The organism is Stenotrophomonas sp. STEN022, from assembly GCF_056760155.1.
Window position 1 is genome coordinate 128,305 of sequence record NZ_JBRREG010000001.1, and the last position, 17,217, is coordinate 145,521.

Below are 17,217 nucleotides of genomic sequence, written 5' to 3' on the forward strand. Positions count from 1 at the left end.
CCAGATCGGAGCCCGCTGCAACAATGTAGTGGAGGCGCGTTGACCGGTTGCGTCTTGCGTCCGGTAACGAGAGGAGGGCGCCTGCACTACGTTCATCGTGGTGACCGTCGGTGCCTAGAAATTCCAGGTCAGCGATACCCCGGCCGTGCGGAAGCTGTCCGGCGAAAGGAATTGCATCAATCCATCGTTATTGATGGTGGTTCCGTAGTAGACGAGGCTGCGGTAGTGCTTGTCCAGCAGATTGCGTGCGTACAGCGATACTTCCCATTGGCCATCCTCGGCACCGATGCCGACGGAAAGATTGACCAGGCCATACCCGGGGGTAGTGGTGGAGGACTGGGCGGGAGCATTGTAGAACCTGCTTCTGTAGCTCCAGCCGGCATTGGCATTGATGGCCAGGCCATTGCCAAGAGCATGATAGTAGTTTCCGTTGAGGGAATAGCTGTACTTGGAAACATACGATGGAGTGAATCCCGTGAGGTCGGCTTGTCGCACTCCGTCGACGAGACCACAGGGGGCATCCTGGTTGGCCTCGCAGGTGGTGAAGTAGTCCCGGAACTCTGCGTCGGTGATCGCGCCGGTGGCGATCAACGAGAAGTCCGCAAACGGGCGCCAGCTGATTTCAAGTTCTGCTCCCTTGGTGCGCATCTCGCCGGCGTTTGACATGGCATAGCCCAAGGTTTCCGGGACGTAGACCTGTGCCTGGAAATCCTTGTAGTCGGCCTTGTACAGGCTGACGTTGACGGTCAGGCTGCGGTCGAAAAATTGCGTTTTCGCGCCGAGCTCGTAGGCGGTGGATTTTTCCGGCTGGATCTTGTTGGAGCGGTCCGAGACCGGGTCGATGGTGGGGCCCTTGTAGCCGGTGGCGACGTTGGCGTACCACATCAAGGTGGCGCTCTGCTGGAACTGAAGGGCGACCTTGCCCGATACGTTCTCCTTGCTGATTTCGGCGTGCGATGGAAGGACGTTGCCAAGGTAGATAACGGGCTTTCCTTCCGCGCTAGGCATCTGCACAGGGGTCATGGAGGCGAACACCTTGTCGTGTGTGTAACGCACCCCCGCGCTGGCCGACCAGCGATCGCTCAGTTTGTAGCCGACATTGGCGTAGAGCGCGTGGCTCTTTGTGTCGGCGTGGATATGCTGCCTGGGTCCAGTCAGTGATAGATACACGCTCGGCGGTACAAGGCTGTAGTTGAAGCCGCCGTAGGCGTAGTACTCATAGGTGCTGTCGACATTTGCGTAGTAGGCACCCAGGACATAGTCCAGTCGCTCATCTCGCGCGTTGCCGGCCAGGCGGAACTCCTGGCTGATCTGATGTGCACGGATCGTTGTTATGTTTTTGTTGAGGAAGTTTGCCGGCGTCTGGTCCATGTCGTGAACCTGGTTCACGGTTGAGGCGCGATAAGCGGTGATGGACGTCAGCTGCGAATCATTGGCAAGTCGCAGGTCGGCTTTCGTTGAGAAGCCGGTTACCCCCTGGAATGAAAAGCCGTCGGAGTCGGCTTGGCTGGTGAAACTGTCGCCGCCGATGTTCTGGAAGCCGGCGAGGCTGGCGTTGTAGTCCTTGTCCACGCCCAGCGTATAGATGGTCCCCAAGGCGCGGTTGAACAAGGTCTGGCGCTCTGCTGCCACCAGGATGTCGAGCTGCTCGGTTGGCTTCCATAGCCACTTTCCGCGAATGCCACGTCCGGTTTGGTCGCCGATGTTCCAATCATGGAAAGCATTGGCAATGGCGCCGTCCTGGTCCTTGTAATACGCGGAAAGGCGTAGCGCGGACGTATCGGATACGGCCAGGTTGCTGGTCAGGCGTGCGACATGTTCGTTGCGCTCACCCAGCGACAACGAAACCGAGCCGCCCGTGGTGCCGATTTCCGGGTTGCGGGTGCTGATGTTGACAACGCCTGCGGAAGCATTCTTGCCGAACAAGGTACCCTGCGGGCCGCGCAGAACCTCGATGTGCTCGATGTCGCTGAAGCCCGCCACGCCGGGGTCTCGGGGAATGCCAATCACGACGTCATCGACCACGGTGCCAACGGTTTGCTCGGAGGCGACGCTAAAGGCCTGTGTGCCGATGCCACGGACCTGGAAGCCGCCGCTGTTGGCGGTGTTTGCGGTAGATGAGAACGATACTCCGGGTGCCAGATACTGCAGGTCGGAGATGCTGCTCATGTTGGTGCGGTCAAGCTGTTCGGCGGTGACAACGCTGACCGAAATAGGAGTGCGTTGCAGCGGCTTGGCCTGGTGAGTGGAGCGCACCGTCACCGTATCCAGATCCTTGGTGGTTGGCTCGGAGGCGGCAGCCGGCTCCTCGGCCAGCGCGGGTTGTGCGGCTGCCAGTGCGGAAAGCAGGGCCAATGACAGGTGAGTACAACGCAGGCCGCTTCCGGAGCTCCGGTGTTGCTGGGTGTTGGATTTCCTCATGCATTTCTCTCCGATGGTGAGGCTGGGAGCCGGTTGGGACCGGCGGGTTTGTGCCCTGAACGGTTTGTTCTGGTGCAGCGCTTGCTAACGTTTGCCACCGAGGAGAAATCCAGCCGGGACATAGTCAGTACGGAAATTCAACGTGCGGCAGCATGGCGCTGTTGCGCAGCACTCCTGTCCAGCGTCGTGGCTGCCGGAGGAGTTCGACGAACCGTAGAAAAGGAATTTGCTACGTGGTGGCGCAGCAGGTGTCACCCTTGGTTGCGGTCTGCTTTGCTCGCCACAAGCGCCGCACCCGGGAACGCTCGCTTGTGCAGATGGATGCGGCAGCGACGCGGTTGCTGGCGTTGTGCGCAAGATGAAACGGCTGGCTGCATCCGGCAAGCTGTGTCGTAGGACGTCCAGGCCTGCAGTCTGCCAAACGCTGAACGGTCTGTTCGGTGCTGCAATGTGGTCTCCACACGCAATCAGCAGCCAGTGGGCCGCTGATGGTTGCGGGTTTCGATCTTGATGCTGCCTTGGGTTCCATTTCCGGGACGACTCCACGCACGTTGATCAATGCTTGTCACGTTTTGCGGGAGCGACGATGTTCATTGGGTAATGTCGGCGTCAATAGTTTGCAGCGAGATGCGCAAATCGGAACATTTCTGCAAGAAGTTGCAGGTGTTATCGAGCGGGATAGCTGATTGATTTTCATCATTGGAAGCGATGCAACTGTGCATGGTTTGCGCTTTGTCACATGGAGGTTGCAACGGTGTTTGCTGCGCAGGCGAAGCCTGTTTGCGCAGTCTGCTTGAACGAAAGGCAATTGAATGGATGAAAGAAGGAACGGTTGTTTGAACCAAGCTGGGTACAGCTCGTTCTGCGTACGTTAGAAGGCGCTTGCGTAGGCGCTGGCGTTCGATTCCAGAGGGTGGCGATTGGATGCGGATGTTGCCGGAGACGAGGTGGTGTGCGACAGACGTGTTTTGCGCAATTGCAATTGCAATTTCTTCGGGCGAGTTGTTGAGATTGTCAGCGGACGAGTCACCTTGAAGAGGTATGGGTCCGGCTGCAGCATTGGATACAGATCGTCAGTGCTGTCAGGGGACGTCGTCAGCAACGGTCGCGTAGGGACGCAGAGCGCGCCGGCTTGCATGGCTGCAAAGGGAATATCACGGTACTCCCGACGCAGCCGGACTATCGCTCTGGGGCAATGGCCGCGTTGTTGCCTGCTGTTCCGGGGCATAGGCGACGTCTGGTGCTCTGGTTTGACGGTCCAAGCATGCTTCGTCAACACGTCGGGGGCATCGACCGCGTGCGCTATGCGCGGGTGGACTCCCGCGCTTTGCCGCTCTCCAGCATCCGCTGGCGGAAGAAGGGATACAGTGCCGCACTGAACAGTACCGCCACTGTGGCATAGGCCAGCAGCTCGGCATCGGCACCAAGCAGTGCGTACAAACAGTAGGCAACCGCTGCGGCAGCGGTGAACAGGCAGGCGGCACGCATCCAGCCCTGCTCGCCGCGTTCCAGCGTGCTGCAGATCAGCGCGCCTGCGGAGAACAGGTAGGGAATGATGGTCAGCAACACGGCAATATTGGTCAGCTGGTCGAACTGGCGGGCGAGGGTGGGCGAGGATGTCGCCAGCAGCAGCGTGCTCATCAGCACCGCAACGATCATCAAACCGGCACCTGGCATGCCGTGTTTGTTGAGCTTGCAGAATACGCGCGGAAACAGACCATCTTCGGCTGCCGCCTTGGCCGACTGGCCGACCAGCAGCATCCAGCCGCCCAGTGCACCGGCCGATTTGAAGATCGCGCACAGTGCGATGACCACTACGCCCCAGGGACCAATCATCAGCTGGGCGACATCTGCAAACGGTGCGGAGGAGTCGCGCAGCTGCGCCATCGGTACCATGCCCATGATCACCAGCGAGCAGCTGATGTAGATCACGGCCGCCAGCGCCAGCCCGAGCAGGGTGGCCAGCGGAATATTGCGCTTGGGATTGTCGATGACGTCAGCAGACACCGCTGCGCTTTCCACACCCATGAAGGCCCATAGCGCGATGGACGCGCTGCGTGAGATGGCGGCGCTGTCTTCCATGCCGCTGACGTTCCAGCCGGCGCTGAACAAGGCAGGGTCAAACCACCACCAGCCGAAGATGGCGATACCCAGTATGGGGATCAGTGCCAGCAGCAAGGTGCCGGTTTCCAATGCGCCTATCCAGCGGGCGCCTCGCGCATTGGCCAGGCTCAACAGCCAGATCACCGCCAGGGTGAAGCCCAGGCGCGGATAGACATCCTGCAGCCATGGCCACAGATGGCTCAGGTAGCCGGTCACCACCAAGGCGATGGCGACGTTGCCGATCCAGTTGCCGAACCAATAGGCGTAGTTGCTGACGAAGCCGATGTAGTTGCCGAAGGCATCGCGCGCGTAGGCGTAAGGGCCGCCGGGCTGCGGATCGAGTTGTGACAGGCGGGCGAACACCAGGCCCAGCGCGATGGCGCCAGCGGTGGCGATCAGCCAGCCTACCGAGGAGATGCTGCCGACGGTGGCCAGGTTGGCCGGTAGCAGGAACACACCGGTACCGATCATGTTGCCGGCAACCAGCATGGTCGCCATGGTCAGGCCCATCTTCTTCGGGGTTGGTGAGCTCATGTCCAGGCCGGGTCGGAAGTGAAGTCGATGGTCAACCAGAAGCGTCCCGAGCGTGCGTCCAGCTGCGATGCGATTTCATCGCGCAGGCGGTCGACATCGCCGATGCTGCCGAGCTGGGTATCGGGTCTGGTCAGGACATGGATTTCGACGAACTGCATGCGGCCGATCTTGGCGACGTGGCTGGTGAAGCCTTCAAAGTGATGCTTGTCGACGAACTGCTGCATCACCTGCTGCACGAGTTGATCCAGTTCGCTTGGCGCTACCTGCAGGACTTCGCGCGCGGCTTTCCATGCTCCAAGCAGCGGCACCGGTAGCGTCGCCAAGGCGATACAGGCGAGCACCAACGGGTCGAGGTAGGGAATCCAGTGCTCGTGGGCGCCACCGCGCAGTGCCAGTGCGATGACGAAGGACAGCACCACGGCAAGGCTCATCAAGCCGGTCAGCAGCCATGCGCGTGCGTCCAGGCGTAGCAGGCCGGATTGCAGCAGCCGCGCGTGACGGCCTATCCACACCGCCATCGCCAGGTCAACCACGGCCAGCAAACCGGCCCACAGCAGGCCGGGTCCTACACGGGTTTCGTGGCCGCCGTCGCTGAAGCCGATCACTGCATTGGCCAACGCGTAGATGCAGGCGAGGCTGAGGATTGCTCCGCCCAGTGCTTCGACCATGGGCTCCAGATGCCAGAAGCCGTATTGGAAGCGCGGGCTCTGCTCGCGCGCCATCAAGCGCAGTACTGCCAGTGCTACCAGCGTCAGCGCTACATCCACCAAGCTGTAGATGCCGTCAAACAATATCGCCTGTGAGCGCGCGAGCATACCGCCAAAGAAGCCGATCGCAGCGACCAGTACGGTGGCTGCGATGGATAGTTGCAATACACATTGTTCCTGGCGTGTGCTGGTCATTTGGCTATGCGAAGGGGGGCGGTCCGGGATGTATAGGGCGCTAGGCTTGAAAAGCCCCTCTCCCGTTTGCGGGAGAGGGGTTGGGGTGAGGGCGCTTTGAAAGCACGTGGAGAAGATTTTGAGCAGAGCGGAGCCAAAGAAGACGCAGAGCCAAGAACCAATAGCCAAAAGCCAAAAGCTAAAAGTTAAAAACTAAAAACTCCCCTCATCCGCCCCTGCGGGGCACCTTCTCCCGCATGCGGGAGAAGGAACAGTACGCGCCCTGCCTCTATCCCTACCTAGATTTTCAGCACTTCCACCCGATAACTCGGCTTGTCCCCACTGTTGTCGATGATCAAGCCATGCACGTCCGATTCAAACCCCGGGAAGCGGGCGTTCTGTTCACGGGCGATGCGCAGCGACTGGATGATCGGTTCATCGCTGGCGCCGAAACGCTCGCCCGGCATGATGGTCGGAATGCCCGGCGGGTAGGGCACCAGCATGGTGCCTGCGACGCGGCCGCTGAGCTGGTCGATGTCCACCCGTTCGATCTCGCCACGCACCAGATGGTTATAGGCTTCAGCCGGCGTGATCACCGGTTCCGGCAGCTCCACGTACATCTCGCGCATCACCTCGGCCACACGGAACTCGCGGTTGAACTCATGCAGGGCTGCGCACAGGTCGCGCAGGCCCCAGCCAGCGTAGGCGCTGGCGTTGTCTTCCAGCAGGCTGGGCAGCGATTGGCTCAGCGGGGCATTGGCATCGTAGAGGTCCTTGAACGCCAGCAACTCGGTGACCAGGGTGCTCCATTTGCCTTTGGTGATGCCCATCGAGAACAGGAACAACACCGAGTACAGATTGGTCTTCTCCACGGTGATGCCGCGCGACCACAGGAACTTGCTCAATATCGCGGCCGGAATGCCCAGCTTGCCCATCTCGCCGTCCATCGACAGCCCGGGCGTCAGCAGCGTGACCTTGATCGGATCGATCAGCACATAGTCGTCGGCGAGGTTGTCGAAACCGTGCCAGCGCGCATCCGGACGCAGATACCAGTCCGGGCGTGAGGTGACCATGGGCTTGGAACTGTCACCCTTGGCTAGGGTGCGCTCCACGCCATCGGGCTGCCAGACCTTGAACCACCAGTCATCGCGGCCCAGGTCCTCACTGACATGCAGCATCGCGCGGCGGAAGGCGACGGCCTCATCGTGCATTTCCTGCACCAGCGATTTGCCTGCGTCACCTTCCATCATCTTCGACGCCACATCGCAGGAGGCGATGATGCCGTAGTGCGGGCTGGTGGAGGTGTGCATCATGAAGGATTCGTTGAAGCGCTCCGCATCCAGCTCGCGTGTTGCCGCATTGCGTACGTGGATCATCGATGCCTGCGAGAATGCAGCCAGCAGCTTGTGCGTGGAGTGGGTGGTGAAGATGATGGCATCCTGCTCACGCGGCTTGCCCTTGGCCATGCCGTAGTGGTTCTCGTAGAAGGGGTGGAATGCGGCATAGGCGTACCAGGCTTCATCGAAGTGCAGGAAATCCACCGCTGTGCCGAGGTTGTCGGCAATCTTCTCGGCGTTGTAACAGAGTCCGTCATAGGTGGAGTTGGTCACCACCGCGATGCGCGGCTTGGCACCGGGCTTGGCTGCCTTGCTGGCCAAGGGGTTGGCCTGGATCATCTTCTGCAAGGCGTCGCCTGAGAACTGGTCCAGGCTGATCGGCCCGATGATGCCGTGGGCATTGCGGCTGGGCGTGAAGTACACCGGAATACCGCCGGTCATGATCAGCGCGTGCAGCAGCGATTTGTGACAGTTGCGGTCGACGAACACGATGTCGCCACGCGCTACCGTGCCATGCCAGACGATCTTGTTGGCGGTGGAGGTGCCATTGGTGACGAAGAAGGTGTGGTCGGCGCCGAAGTTGCGTGCCGCCTCGGCTTCGGCGTCGCGGATAGGGCCGGTGTGATCAAGCAGTGAGCCAAGCTCCGGCACCGAGATCGATAGATCGCTGCGCAAGGTGTTCTCGCCGTAGAACTGGTGCAGGGCACGGCCGACCGGCGACTTGGTGAAAGCGACACCGCCCGCGTGTCCGGGCGTATGCCAGGAATAATTGGACTGTGCGGAATGATGGATCAGCGCCTTGAAGAACGGTGGCAGCAGCTTGGCCATGTAGTCGTCGGCGGCGCGCATCACCTGGCGGGCGATGAAGCTCTTGGTGTCCTCGAACAGGAAGATGTAGCCGTGCACGAACTTGAGCAGCTTGCTCGGTATCTTCTCGATGGTGCGGCGTTCGCCGTAGAGGAATACCGGCAGGTCGGCGCGACGCTGGCTCTGTTCACGCAGGAAGGCGAGCAGGCGCTGGAACTGGTCGTCATCGTCCTCGGTGCCGTCGATGGAGATCAGCACCGCCGATGCGGCCACATAGGTGCGTGCGCCGGCGCGGGCGTCATCCAGGTTCAGGCCTGAGAGCACGCGCTGGTCGCTCTTGCGCAGTTCCTCGGCCAGGGCGCGGATCAGGATGCCGGCGATACGTGGCGATTCGTAATCGGCATCGATGATGACGATCGGGTAGTCCAGTGATTTGAAGTACATGATGTTTTCCTATCTACCGAGCGGGGGATCAGTTCGTGCTGGCACGGTTGGTGCCATTCGGAGTGAATTTGGCCAGGCGCTGCTTGCGGCGCTCATCGCTGAAGAACGGGTAGAACACGGTGATGAACAGTACGAACAGGAAGGCGTACTGGACGATGCTGCCGGACGAGCCGTAGATGGCCCACAGGCAGTAGACGACAGTGATGCTGGTCAGCACCCAGAACGCGCCGGTGTGGGCCAGCGTATGCGAGCGTTCCACCACGAAGTAGCAGGCCACGCAGGAGTAGATATAGGGCAGCAGGGTCAGCACGACTGCCGCCGAGGTGATCACGTCGAACTGCGCGGATGCGGTCTCCGAAGTGGAGGTGATCAGTACGGCGAGCGTCATCAACACGGCGACGATGAGCACGCCCTTGACCGGCACTTCGTCCTTGTTGATCTTGCTGAAAACGCTGGGGAACAGGCCATCGTCCGATGCGGCCTTGGCACTCTGCGCGGTCAACAGGATCCAGCCGCCCAGTGAGCCGGCCGCGCCGACGAAGGCGCACAGGCTGACCAGTGCACCGCCCCAACCGCCAACTGCGGTTGCCGCTGCCAGTGCAAACGGCGCGTCGGAGACCTGCAGGTCGGCATTGGGCACCATGCCCATGATCACCGAGGAACTGGCGATATAGGCAATGGCAGCGAGGAACACGCCCGCCAGGGTGGCGCGGGCGACGTTCTTCTCCGGGTTCTCGACTACGCCGGCCGTCACCGATGCCGACTCCACGCCGATGAACGCCCACAGGGTCAGCGCTGCAGCACTGGATACCGCACCGAAGTTGGACTGGCCGGAAACGTTGTACGCGCCCTTGAAGATGGTGGGGTCGAAGTAGAACCAGCCGAAGATGGCGATGCCCAGGATCGGCACCAGCGCGAAACTGGTGGTTACCGTCTGTACGCGGCTGACGAAGGACGGGCCGATCACGTTGGCGAAACTCAAGGCCCACACCAGCAGCAATACCGCGACGCAGCGCGGCACCGGGTCGGACAGGATCGGGAAGAAGTAGCTGAAGTAGCCGACCGCCGCGATGGGGATGGCGACATTGCCGATCCAGTTGGCGAACCAGTAGATGGTATTGGTCTGGAAGCCCATGTAAGGGCCGAACCAATCACGTGCATAGGCGTAAGGGCCGCCTGCCTTTGGTGCCAACTTGCCGAGTTTGGCGAACACGAAGGCCAGCAGCAATGCACCCGCCGTGGTCACCAACCAGCCCCAGATCGAGGCGGTGCCGATCTTGGCCAGGCTGGAGGGCAGCAGGAAAACACCTGAGCCCATCATGTTGCCTGCCACCAGGAAGGTCGCGCCAACGACCCCGATTTTCTTCTGACCTGCCATGACAATCTCCTTTCACCGGCGTTGCCGGGTATTTCGATGGGAAGGGCATTGCGTGAATCGCTGGGTGGCGAGCTGCACACGGGCATGTGCGGGCGTCGGCTGCCTCTTACTTGATGAAGTTGTATTGCAGGCTGCCCTGCAAACGCAGGGTGTCCGCATCGCGGCCGTTCTGTAGTTGCTGCTGGCCGTAGAGCAGTTCCATGCCCATGGTCCAGGACGGTGCTGGGCTCCACAGCAGATTCAGTGCGGCGTAGCGGCTGCGACGGAACGCGTCGCTGGCGAGTGCGTCAGCGCTGTCGATCTGCAGCTGGCCGTAGATCAGGTTGGAGCGCCACAGGTCCGACCAGTAGTGGGTATAGCCGAAGAAGCCGCCACGCAGTGGCAGCGCCTTGAGCCGTCCGTCGGTATCGAGGGCGGCATCGAGATTGGAACCGGTCAGGTCGGCGGTATAGCGGCTGATGCCTTTGCCGCCAATCAGGCCGAACAACAGCAGGTCACGTTCGGCCACAGCGTAGGAACCGCTCAACTGCAAGCCGCCGCCAAACGTGCGGTCGCTGCGGCCATCACCGTCGTAGCCGAGGCTGCGCAGCACCGCGCCGAGTTGCAGATGGCCCCAGTCGCGTTCCATGCGTGCGACCAGGCTGATGTCGGGCAGGTGCTCGGTCTTGCTGTCGTTGTCGCCGGTGTTGGCGAGCTGCGAATCGGGGTTTTCAGCCGCCACGGTCAGGCTGTTGCCCTTGCCCAGCGCGAAGCTGTGATGGATGCCGGCCACCAGCAGGTAGCCGGCCGCGCCCGGCCCGGCAAAGTCGAGGGTGTCTGGCAGCGAGTCGGCATCCATGAAGGTGGAATAGCCGTAGCCGGCATAGGTATTGCCCAGCTGGCCGTAGGCATGACGCAGGCGGAACTCGTAGCTGTCGCTGCTGCCGAAGAAATCGTTCTCCAGGTAGAAGCGCAGCTTGCCGTGCGTGGTGGGGCGCCGCGCTTCGAAGCTGAAGCGGGTCTGTTTGGCATGCATGCCGAAATGCGTGACATCACGGTGCGGACTGTCGACCGGAATCGACGAGGTGATGAACTGCTCGGTGTCACCGGCGGCGCGCCGATCTGCAATGGCGTCTAGTTTTGCGTAGCCACCGAGCCGGATCATTGTCTCGGTGCCTGGGATTGCGATGAAGCCTTTCAGTTCCGGGTCGGTCGGTGACGGTGCGTTGTCCAAGCGCGAGGCGGCTGTGGAAGGATCAGCGACCGAATCACGCGCCGGGAGTATGGTCTGAACGGTGATTGCTTTGCCGGTGCCGGTAGCTGCCGTATCCAGGGGGGAAGTCGCGGCGGGTGGTGGCGGAAGTGGTGGAGGTTTCGGGGCGGGACTTGCCTGCCCTTGCTCCAGTGCATCCAGTCGTGCGTTGAGCGTTTGCAGATGCTGCTGCGCCTGCGCGATCTCCGCCCGCAATGCGGCAACGGAGTCCTGCGCGCCTGCTGCGCCGGGTAGCAGCGCAAGTGGCAGCAATGTGGCCAGCGTCAGTGGTTTCATCGCCTGTTCCGTGGAGAAGAAAGCGCCACTCACGGCCGGGACAGATCCCCGCCGCGATTCACCTTATCGCTTGCGTGGCGACACGCTGACTGCCCCCTCAGGCCTGCGTGAAACCTGCCTATTTACCATCGTTGAATTCAGGTTATGACTACGTGAATTTGGGATGAAACCTAATGTCATAAACAGTGATTTCTGATAGCTGAAAGGGCTTCAGTCTTCGCGATCCACCTCGCCTGTTTCCAGTGGCACCCGCGTGCCATCCAGCAACCCGCGGCTGAGCTTGCCGTTCTCGATGAACAGCAACTCGCCGCTCTCGCCGTCCTTGATGCTGCTGTCGATGGCGATGATGCGATCGCCGTGGAAGCTGCTGACGTGTGGCATCGAGGTATGTCCTACGACGATGCGCTTGAGCCCGAGCTGGTCGAGCACGCCTTGCACACCGGCGGTATCCAGCTGGCCATTGAAGTAGCCGCGGTACCAGATGGGGCTTGTCTTGCCGTCGTATAGCGCTACGGTGGCCGGATCTGCTTTCACTTCTGCCTTGGGCCGGCCCAACGAGGCCTGATACGCGGCGTTGGTGGCTGTTGGATCGAGTGCGAGTTGCAGTGCGTCGGGCGAGATGCCGCCATGCAGGAACAAGGTATCGCCGATGCGCAGCAGTACCGGGCGTGTGCGCAGCCATTGCCCGATCACCGAATCGGCACCATACAGTTGCGGATAGCTGCGGCCGAGCAGCTGGGCGCTGCGCAGGTACTTGGGATTGACGTAACGCAGGTCGTCGTACAGCACCATCGTTTCATGGTTGCCGAGCACGAAGTGGACTGCGCCGCCAGCTTGCGCGGCCTGCTGCTGCAGGCTGTAGAGCAACCAGAAGGCTTCGGTGACCTGTGGACCACGGTCGAATACATCGCCGGCGATGACCAGCGTGTCCTGGCCCAATGCCCAGTTGTCGTCGCTGTCGATCACGCCGTTGGCGCGCAGCAAGCGGCGCAGCAGATCGTACTGGCCATGGATGTCGGAGACGGCGACGATGCGCGGCACCGCGGGTAGTGCTGCAGCAGCTGGCGTCGCGAGCGGGGCGATGCGCAGTGCGTGCGGATAGCTACACTCTGGTGCAATTGCACGGGTGATATCGCGTCTTGCTTTCACTTTTCGCGAGACCACCCGGTCGTCGCAGATCCATTGCGCTTGCAGTCGCTTGCCATCGCGGAACACATAGGGACCATCGGCCTGCACATGCTCGGCAGGCTGGGGGACCTCGCGGGCGCTGGCATCCAGCACGGGCAGGGCGCCGCACAGCAGCAGGATGGGCAGGGCGCGGAGGATGGGCATTGCAGGCTTCCGGAGGCGGGTGACCGTTTGCACCCGCCTGCAGCCTATGCGTTCGCTGCACCGGCAGCATGTGCTATCGGTTGGTGCTGCCTGCTGCTCAGTCGCGGCGCAGCGCGCTACGGCCCGGTGCGGTGGGCAAGGCATCGCTGCCCAGTACGACGCGATTGCGGCCCTGCTTCTTGGCTTGGTACATGGCGGCGTCGGCACGTGCCATCACCCGCTCGTAGTCCGGGTGACCGTCATACAGGGCGACACCGATGCTGGCGCTGATGGGAAGGAGCTGGCCATCTGCGAGGGTGACTGGCGTATCGACCAGACGTCGGCACAGGCCATCGGCGATCACCATGGCCTGGCGTTCTTCCACCGCTACCAGCACGACGACGAATTCTTCGCCGCCGTAGCGGAATACATAGTCGCTGCCACGGGTGAACTGGCTGAGAATGCCGGCGACGTGTTGCAGGGCGCGATCTCCGGCTTCGTGGCCGTGCTCGTCGTTGATGGCCTTGAAGTGATCCAGGTCCAGCAGCAGCACGGCGAAGCTGTCACCGGACTTTTCCGCCAGCTCGATTTCGCGGCGTAGCACGGTGGGCAGGAAACGGCGGTTGAGCAGGTTGGTCAAGGCATCGCAGCCGGCATCCAGTTCGCCGATGCGCTCGAACAACATGCCGAGCAAGGTGCGGATCTGGCTGACCTTGGAGCGCACGTCCTGCAGTTGCGCCGAGCGCGCGGCCGGGTCGCTGTCCTGCTGCAGGGTGTGCTGCAGCAACTGGTCGACTTCTTGGATCAACCCGCTGATCTGGCGGGTTTCGGAGCTCTCGCCAAAGCTGGGAATGCCCTTGTGGTTGAACCAAAGGCCGAACTCAGAACGTGCCAGGGTCTGGAAGCTGCCCAGATCGCCCTGTGCCGCAAGGGCGTAGAGGAGGGTGTTTTCCCAATCCAGCAGCAATGCACGTTGGCGTTCGCGCTCGGTACCAACGTTCTGCACCAGCGAGAACAGGCGGTAGGCGGCATCCGTGCGTGAGGAACGTTCCCGTGCGTTGGAATAGGCCAGTGTCATACCCTCCAGCGCGATGTCGAACGATGCGGTGAGGCTGGCAATGGCGGCATGTGCGGCCTCGCCATGCCCGGCCTGCTCGCCGATCAGCTGGAACAGGCGTTGCTTCAGCACGCGGGTGCCACGGGTAACCAGGTCTACCGGTATGCCCACGCGTGCATGCACATCGCCGATGACGCGTTGGTTGGCGATCAGTTGCTGGACGTCGGCGGGCGTGGCGCGCAGCAGGTCCTTGACCCAGCGCTGCATGGCCGGCTGCAGTCGCACCCGCACCTGGTCATGTGACATCGAGCGTGAGGCACGCGCGTCGTTCATCATGACCTTGTAAAAATGCGCGGCCAGTTCAGCGGCATGCGCGTCGGCCAGGCTCGCGAGGATCTGGCTCGCATCGACACCGGCGGCGTCGAGGCTGTGTTTCCAGGCATCTGCGAGCGCGTTGCTGTCGGTGTCTGGGGGTGGTGCGGGGACGATGTTCATGCGTACGACCGGTAAAGTGCCAAGAGGCAGCCGACTATTATCGGCAGCAACAACAGGTTTTTGAGGGCATTGTGTTGATGGCTGGATTCACCGTTTGTTCAAGTTTGCTTGTGCAGGGCACTCCTATCGGAATGGCGGAATGATCAGCGCCGGCCCGTTTCCGTTGATGGCGCTGGTTGCCCTGTTGGCGCTGGCGATTGGCTGGTTCTTCGCGCGCGCATTGGCACCTGCTGCCGATGGAATGCGCAGCCGCGCTGGTGCGGTGGTGCTGGATGCGTTTTTGCTGGGTTTGCTTGGCGCACGTCTGGGGCACGTAGCGTTGCACACTGGCGACTACCTGCCGCAGCCGCTGTCCATCATTCGTCTGGGCGATGGTGGCTATTCGATCTGGGCGGGCCTGCTGGTCGCGGCGGCCTATGCAATGTGGAAGACCCGCCAACGCATCCTGCGCAAGCCGGTGTTGCTGGGCTTGGCCGCAGGTGCGGCGTTCTGGGCAATCGGCGGCATGACGTTGTTTGCAGTGCAGCGCTCGTCCATTCCGTTGCCAGACGCAGTGCTGGTAGACATGCAGGACAAGCCCGCACCCTTGGCAGCCTTTGCCGGCAAGCCAACCGTGATCAATCTGTGGGCGACCTGGTGCGGGCCTTGCCGGCGCGAGATGCCGGTGCTGGCGAAGGCGCAGCAGGCGCATCCGCAGGTGCAGTTCGTATTCGCCAATCAGGGTGAGACCCGCGACGAAGTCGCCGACTATCTGCGTGCCGAGAACATGCAGTTGAGCAACGTGCTGCTGGATGCCGAGTCGCGGGTGATGCAGCAGACCGGCGCCCGCGCATTGCCGACAACGTTGTTCTTCGGCGCCGATGGCCGGTTGCGCAATGTGCATATGGGCGAGCTGTCGCGCGCCACCCTGGAAGCGCGCCTGCGCGAAATGCAATAACCCCTTTCCTGAAAGAGACACACGATGATGCGTTCCCGTTCGATGTTGCTGTTGTTGTCCGCCATGACGCTGACGCCGCTGGCCTGCGCACAGACCGCTACTGCCCCGGCCGCTACTGCGGCAAAGCCGGCTGCGGCCAATGAGCCGGCGGTAGTGAAGACCCTGCGTTCGCAGGGCGTGGAGTTCATGGGCACGTTCGAAACACCGGTTGGCCTGACCGGTTATGCCGGCGTCGCTGGTCAGCGTCCGCTGGGCGTTTATGTGTCCAAGGATGGTGAGTACGCGGTGGTTGGTACCCTGGTCAACGCCAAGGGTGAGGATGTCAGCGCCGCCAAGCTCAAGGAGCTGGTGTCCGGGCCGATGGGCCAGCAGGCCTGGGCCAAGGTGGAAGCCAGCCATTGGGTGCGTGATGGCAAGGCCGATGCGCCGCGTGTCATCTATTCCTTCAGTGACCCGAACTGCCCTTACTGCAACCGTTTCTGGGAAGCGGCACAGCCGTGGGTGGCCGCAGGCAAGGTGCAGATCCGGCAGATCCTGGTTGGCGTGATCCGCGAGGACAGTGCCAACAAGGCAGCCGCGATTCTGGGCGCAGCCTCGCCGGAGCAGGCGTTGATCCAGAACGAGCGTGATTTCGCCAAGGGCGGCATCAAGCCGCTGGCGACGGTGCCGGCGGCGGTGCAGGCCAAGCTGCGTGCCAACGAGGCCTTGATGCTCGATCTGGGCTTCCAGGGCACGCCGGGCATCCTGTTCAAGGATGCCGACGGCACGGTGCAGATGCGTTCGGGCATGCCGCAGGGCGATGACATGCAGACGGTGCTCGGCCCGCGCTGATCACTGAACCGGCCGGCGGCGATGTAATAGTCTCCGCCGCCACCGGCTGACTAAGCTGGCTCCGCTATGAGGAGCCAGCCATGAGTCACGACCACAACCATCTGCCCAGCGAAATCCGCCACGAGAAACCACTGTGGTGGGCGCTGGGCCTGACCACCGCCTATCTGGTGGTGGAAGTCATTGGCGCGTTCTGGACCAACAGCCTGGCGCTGTTGTCCGATGCCGCGCACATGGCAACCGATGCCATCGGCCTGATGATCGCGTTGACCGCCGTTCGTCTGAGCCGGCGTCCGCCCGATGCCAAGCGCACCTACGGCTATGCGCGGTTGGAAGCGCTTGGTGCGGTAGCCAATGGCCTGCTGCTGTTCGGCGTAGGCATCTACATTCTGTTCGAGGCCGTGCAGCGCTTCCAGCAGCCGCAGGCGATCGCCTCCACCGGCATGATGTGGGTGGCTGCGTTTGGACTGGTGGTGAACCTGATCGCGATGCGCCTGCTCAGTGCTGGCAGTGGTGAGAGCCTCAACGTCAAGGGCGCCTACCTGGAAGTGTGGAGTGACATGCTCGGCTCGGTGGCGGTGATTGCCGGTGGCCTGATCATCCACTTCACCGGTTGGACCCTGGTGGACCCGATTCTTGCGGTACTGATCGGCCTGTGGGTGCTGCCGCGCACCTGGGTGCTGCTGCGTGATGCGATCAACGTGTTGCTGGAGGGCGTGCCGAAAGGTGTGGTGCTGGCGGATATCGAGCAGGCCTTGCGTGGTTTCCCAGGTGTGGCCGGTATCCATGATCTGCATGTGTGGGCGCTGGCATCAAGCACGCCGGCATTGACCGTGCACGTGGTGATGCAGGATGGCCAGGCGCCGGACGTACTGCGTCGGCAGCTGGCAGACATGCTGCACGAGCGGTTTGATATCGATCATGTGACGGTGCAGGTTGAAGCGGATCACTGCGGCGATGACTGTGCCGACAAGAAGGTGGCTGGCGGTGACCACGACCATGATCATGAAGGTCATGCGCATGGGCCGGATGATCAAGGCCATCACGGCCATGTGCATCGATAAGGGTAGTGCCGAGCCATGCTCGGCAGTGGCCTTACCAGCAATAACCACCTTGTGGGAGCGGTGTAAGCCGCGAAGCCACAAATGAATCAGAT

General features: G+C 61.9%; 11 protein-coding genes. 3 read left to right on the top strand and 8 right to left on the bottom strand.

Annotated features, from left to right (window positions below; translation table 11 throughout):
* Positions 1–114: 114 nt before the first annotated feature.
* The 8 genes from ACVOMF_RS00715 to ACVOMF_RS00750 all read right to left on the bottom strand — a co-directional run bounded on the left by ACVOMF_RS00715 (position 115) and on the right by ACVOMF_RS00750 (position 14,296).
* Positions 115–2,421: a TonB-dependent receptor gene (locus ACVOMF_RS00715; RefSeq protein ID WP_481507601.1), complete on the bottom strand. Its 2,307-nt coding sequence runs from the start codon at positions 2,419–2,421 to the stop codon at positions 115–117.
* A gap of 1,302 nt (positions 2,422–3,723) precedes the next feature.
* On the bottom strand, positions 3,724–5,058 hold the full coding sequence (locus ACVOMF_RS00720; RefSeq protein ID WP_481507602.1) for an amino acid permease: 1,335 nt from the start codon (positions 5,056–5,058) through the stop codon (positions 3,724–3,726).
* Positions 5,055–5,960: a cation diffusion facilitator family transporter gene (locus ACVOMF_RS00725; protein WP_481507603.1), complete on the bottom strand. Its 906-nt coding sequence runs from the start codon at positions 5,958–5,960 to the stop codon at positions 5,055–5,057. The genes ACVOMF_RS00720 and ACVOMF_RS00725 overlap by 4 nt, the downstream gene beginning before the upstream one ends.
* A gap of 278 nt (positions 5,961–6,238) precedes the next feature.
* Positions 6,239–8,527, bottom strand: a complete 2,289-nt coding sequence (locus ACVOMF_RS00730) for an Orn/Lys/Arg family decarboxylase (RefSeq protein ID WP_481507604.1) — start codon at positions 8,525–8,527, stop codon at positions 6,239–6,241.
* Positions 8,528–8,555: 28 nt separating this feature from the next.
* Positions 8,556–9,905, bottom strand: a complete 1,350-nt coding sequence (gene adiC, locus ACVOMF_RS00735; protein ID WP_481507605.1) for an arginine/agmatine antiporter — start codon at positions 9,903–9,905, stop codon at positions 8,556–8,558.
* Between the two features lie 106 nt (positions 9,906–10,011).
* Complete coding sequence (locus ACVOMF_RS00740; protein WP_481507606.1) at positions 10,012–11,433, bottom strand: DcaP family trimeric outer membrane transporter; 1,422 nt, start codon at positions 11,431–11,433, stop codon at positions 10,012–10,014.
* A gap of 210 nt (positions 11,434–11,643) precedes the next feature.
* Positions 11,644–12,759: a metallophosphoesterase gene (locus ACVOMF_RS00745; RefSeq protein WP_481507613.1), complete on the bottom strand. Its 1,116-nt coding sequence runs from the start codon at positions 12,757–12,759 to the stop codon at positions 11,644–11,646.
* Positions 12,760–12,862: 103 nt separating this feature from the next.
* On the bottom strand, positions 12,863–14,296 hold the full coding sequence (locus ACVOMF_RS00750; protein WP_481507607.1) for a GGDEF domain-containing protein: 1,434 nt from the start codon (positions 14,294–14,296) through the stop codon (positions 12,863–12,865).
* 139 nt (positions 14,297–14,435) lie between these two features.
* On the opposite strand from ACVOMF_RS00750, the gene ACVOMF_RS00755 reads away from it, so the two are divergent.
* From ACVOMF_RS00755 to ACVOMF_RS00765, 3 genes are all read left to right on the top strand, one after another.
* A complete protein-coding gene (locus ACVOMF_RS00755) occupies positions 14,436–15,233 on the top strand; it encodes a TlpA family protein disulfide reductase (RefSeq protein ID WP_481507608.1) in 798 nt (265 codons plus the stop codon).
* A gap of 24 nt (positions 15,234–15,257) precedes the next feature.
* Entirely contained in the window at positions 15,258–16,064 is an 807-nt protein-coding gene (dsbG, locus tag ACVOMF_RS00760) for a thiol:disulfide interchange protein DsbG (RefSeq protein WP_481507609.1), read from the top strand.
* Positions 16,065–16,144: 80 nt separating this feature from the next.
* Positions 16,145–17,125 (top strand): cation diffusion facilitator family transporter, encoded by a 981-nt coding sequence (locus ACVOMF_RS00765; RefSeq protein WP_481507610.1) that lies wholly within the window; start codon positions 16,145–16,147, stop codon positions 17,123–17,125.
* Positions 17,126–17,217 lie beyond the last annotated feature (92 nt).

Excerpts from the sequence above, each read along its gene's own strand:
- ACVOMF_RS00715 (WP_481507601.1), bottom strand. The coding sequence starts at position 2,421 with ATGAGGAAATCCAACACCCAGCAACACCGGAGCTCCGGAAGCGGCCTG.
- ACVOMF_RS00720 (WP_481507602.1), bottom strand. The coding sequence starts at position 5,058 with ATGAGCTCACCAACCCCGAAGAAGATGGGCCTGACCATGGCGACCATG.
- ACVOMF_RS00725 (WP_481507603.1), bottom strand. The coding sequence starts at position 5,960 with ATGACCAGCACACGCCAGGAACAATGTGTATTGCAACTATCCATCGCA.
- ACVOMF_RS00730 (WP_481507604.1), bottom strand. The coding sequence starts at position 8,527 with ATGTACTTCAAATCACTGGACTACCCGATCGTCATCATCGATGCCGAT.
- adiC (WP_481507605.1), bottom strand. The coding sequence starts at position 9,905 with ATGGCAGGTCAGAAGAAAATCGGGGTCGTTGGCGCGACCTTCCTGGTG.
- ACVOMF_RS00740 (WP_481507606.1), bottom strand. The coding sequence starts at position 11,433 with ATGAAACCACTGACGCTGGCCACATTGCTGCCACTTGCGCTGCTACCC.
- ACVOMF_RS00750 (WP_481507607.1), bottom strand. The coding sequence starts at position 14,296 with ATGAACATCGTCCCCGCACCACCCCCAGACACCGACAGCAACGCGCTC.
- ACVOMF_RS00755 (WP_481507608.1), top strand. The coding sequence starts at position 14,436 with ATGATCAGCGCCGGCCCGTTTCCGTTGATGGCGCTGGTTGCCCTGTTG.
- dsbG (WP_481507609.1), top strand. The coding sequence starts at position 15,258 with ATGATGCGTTCCCGTTCGATGTTGCTGTTGTTGTCCGCCATGACGCTG.
- ACVOMF_RS00765 (WP_481507610.1), top strand. The coding sequence starts at position 16,145 with ATGAGTCACGACCACAACCATCTGCCCAGCGAAATCCGCCACGAGAAA.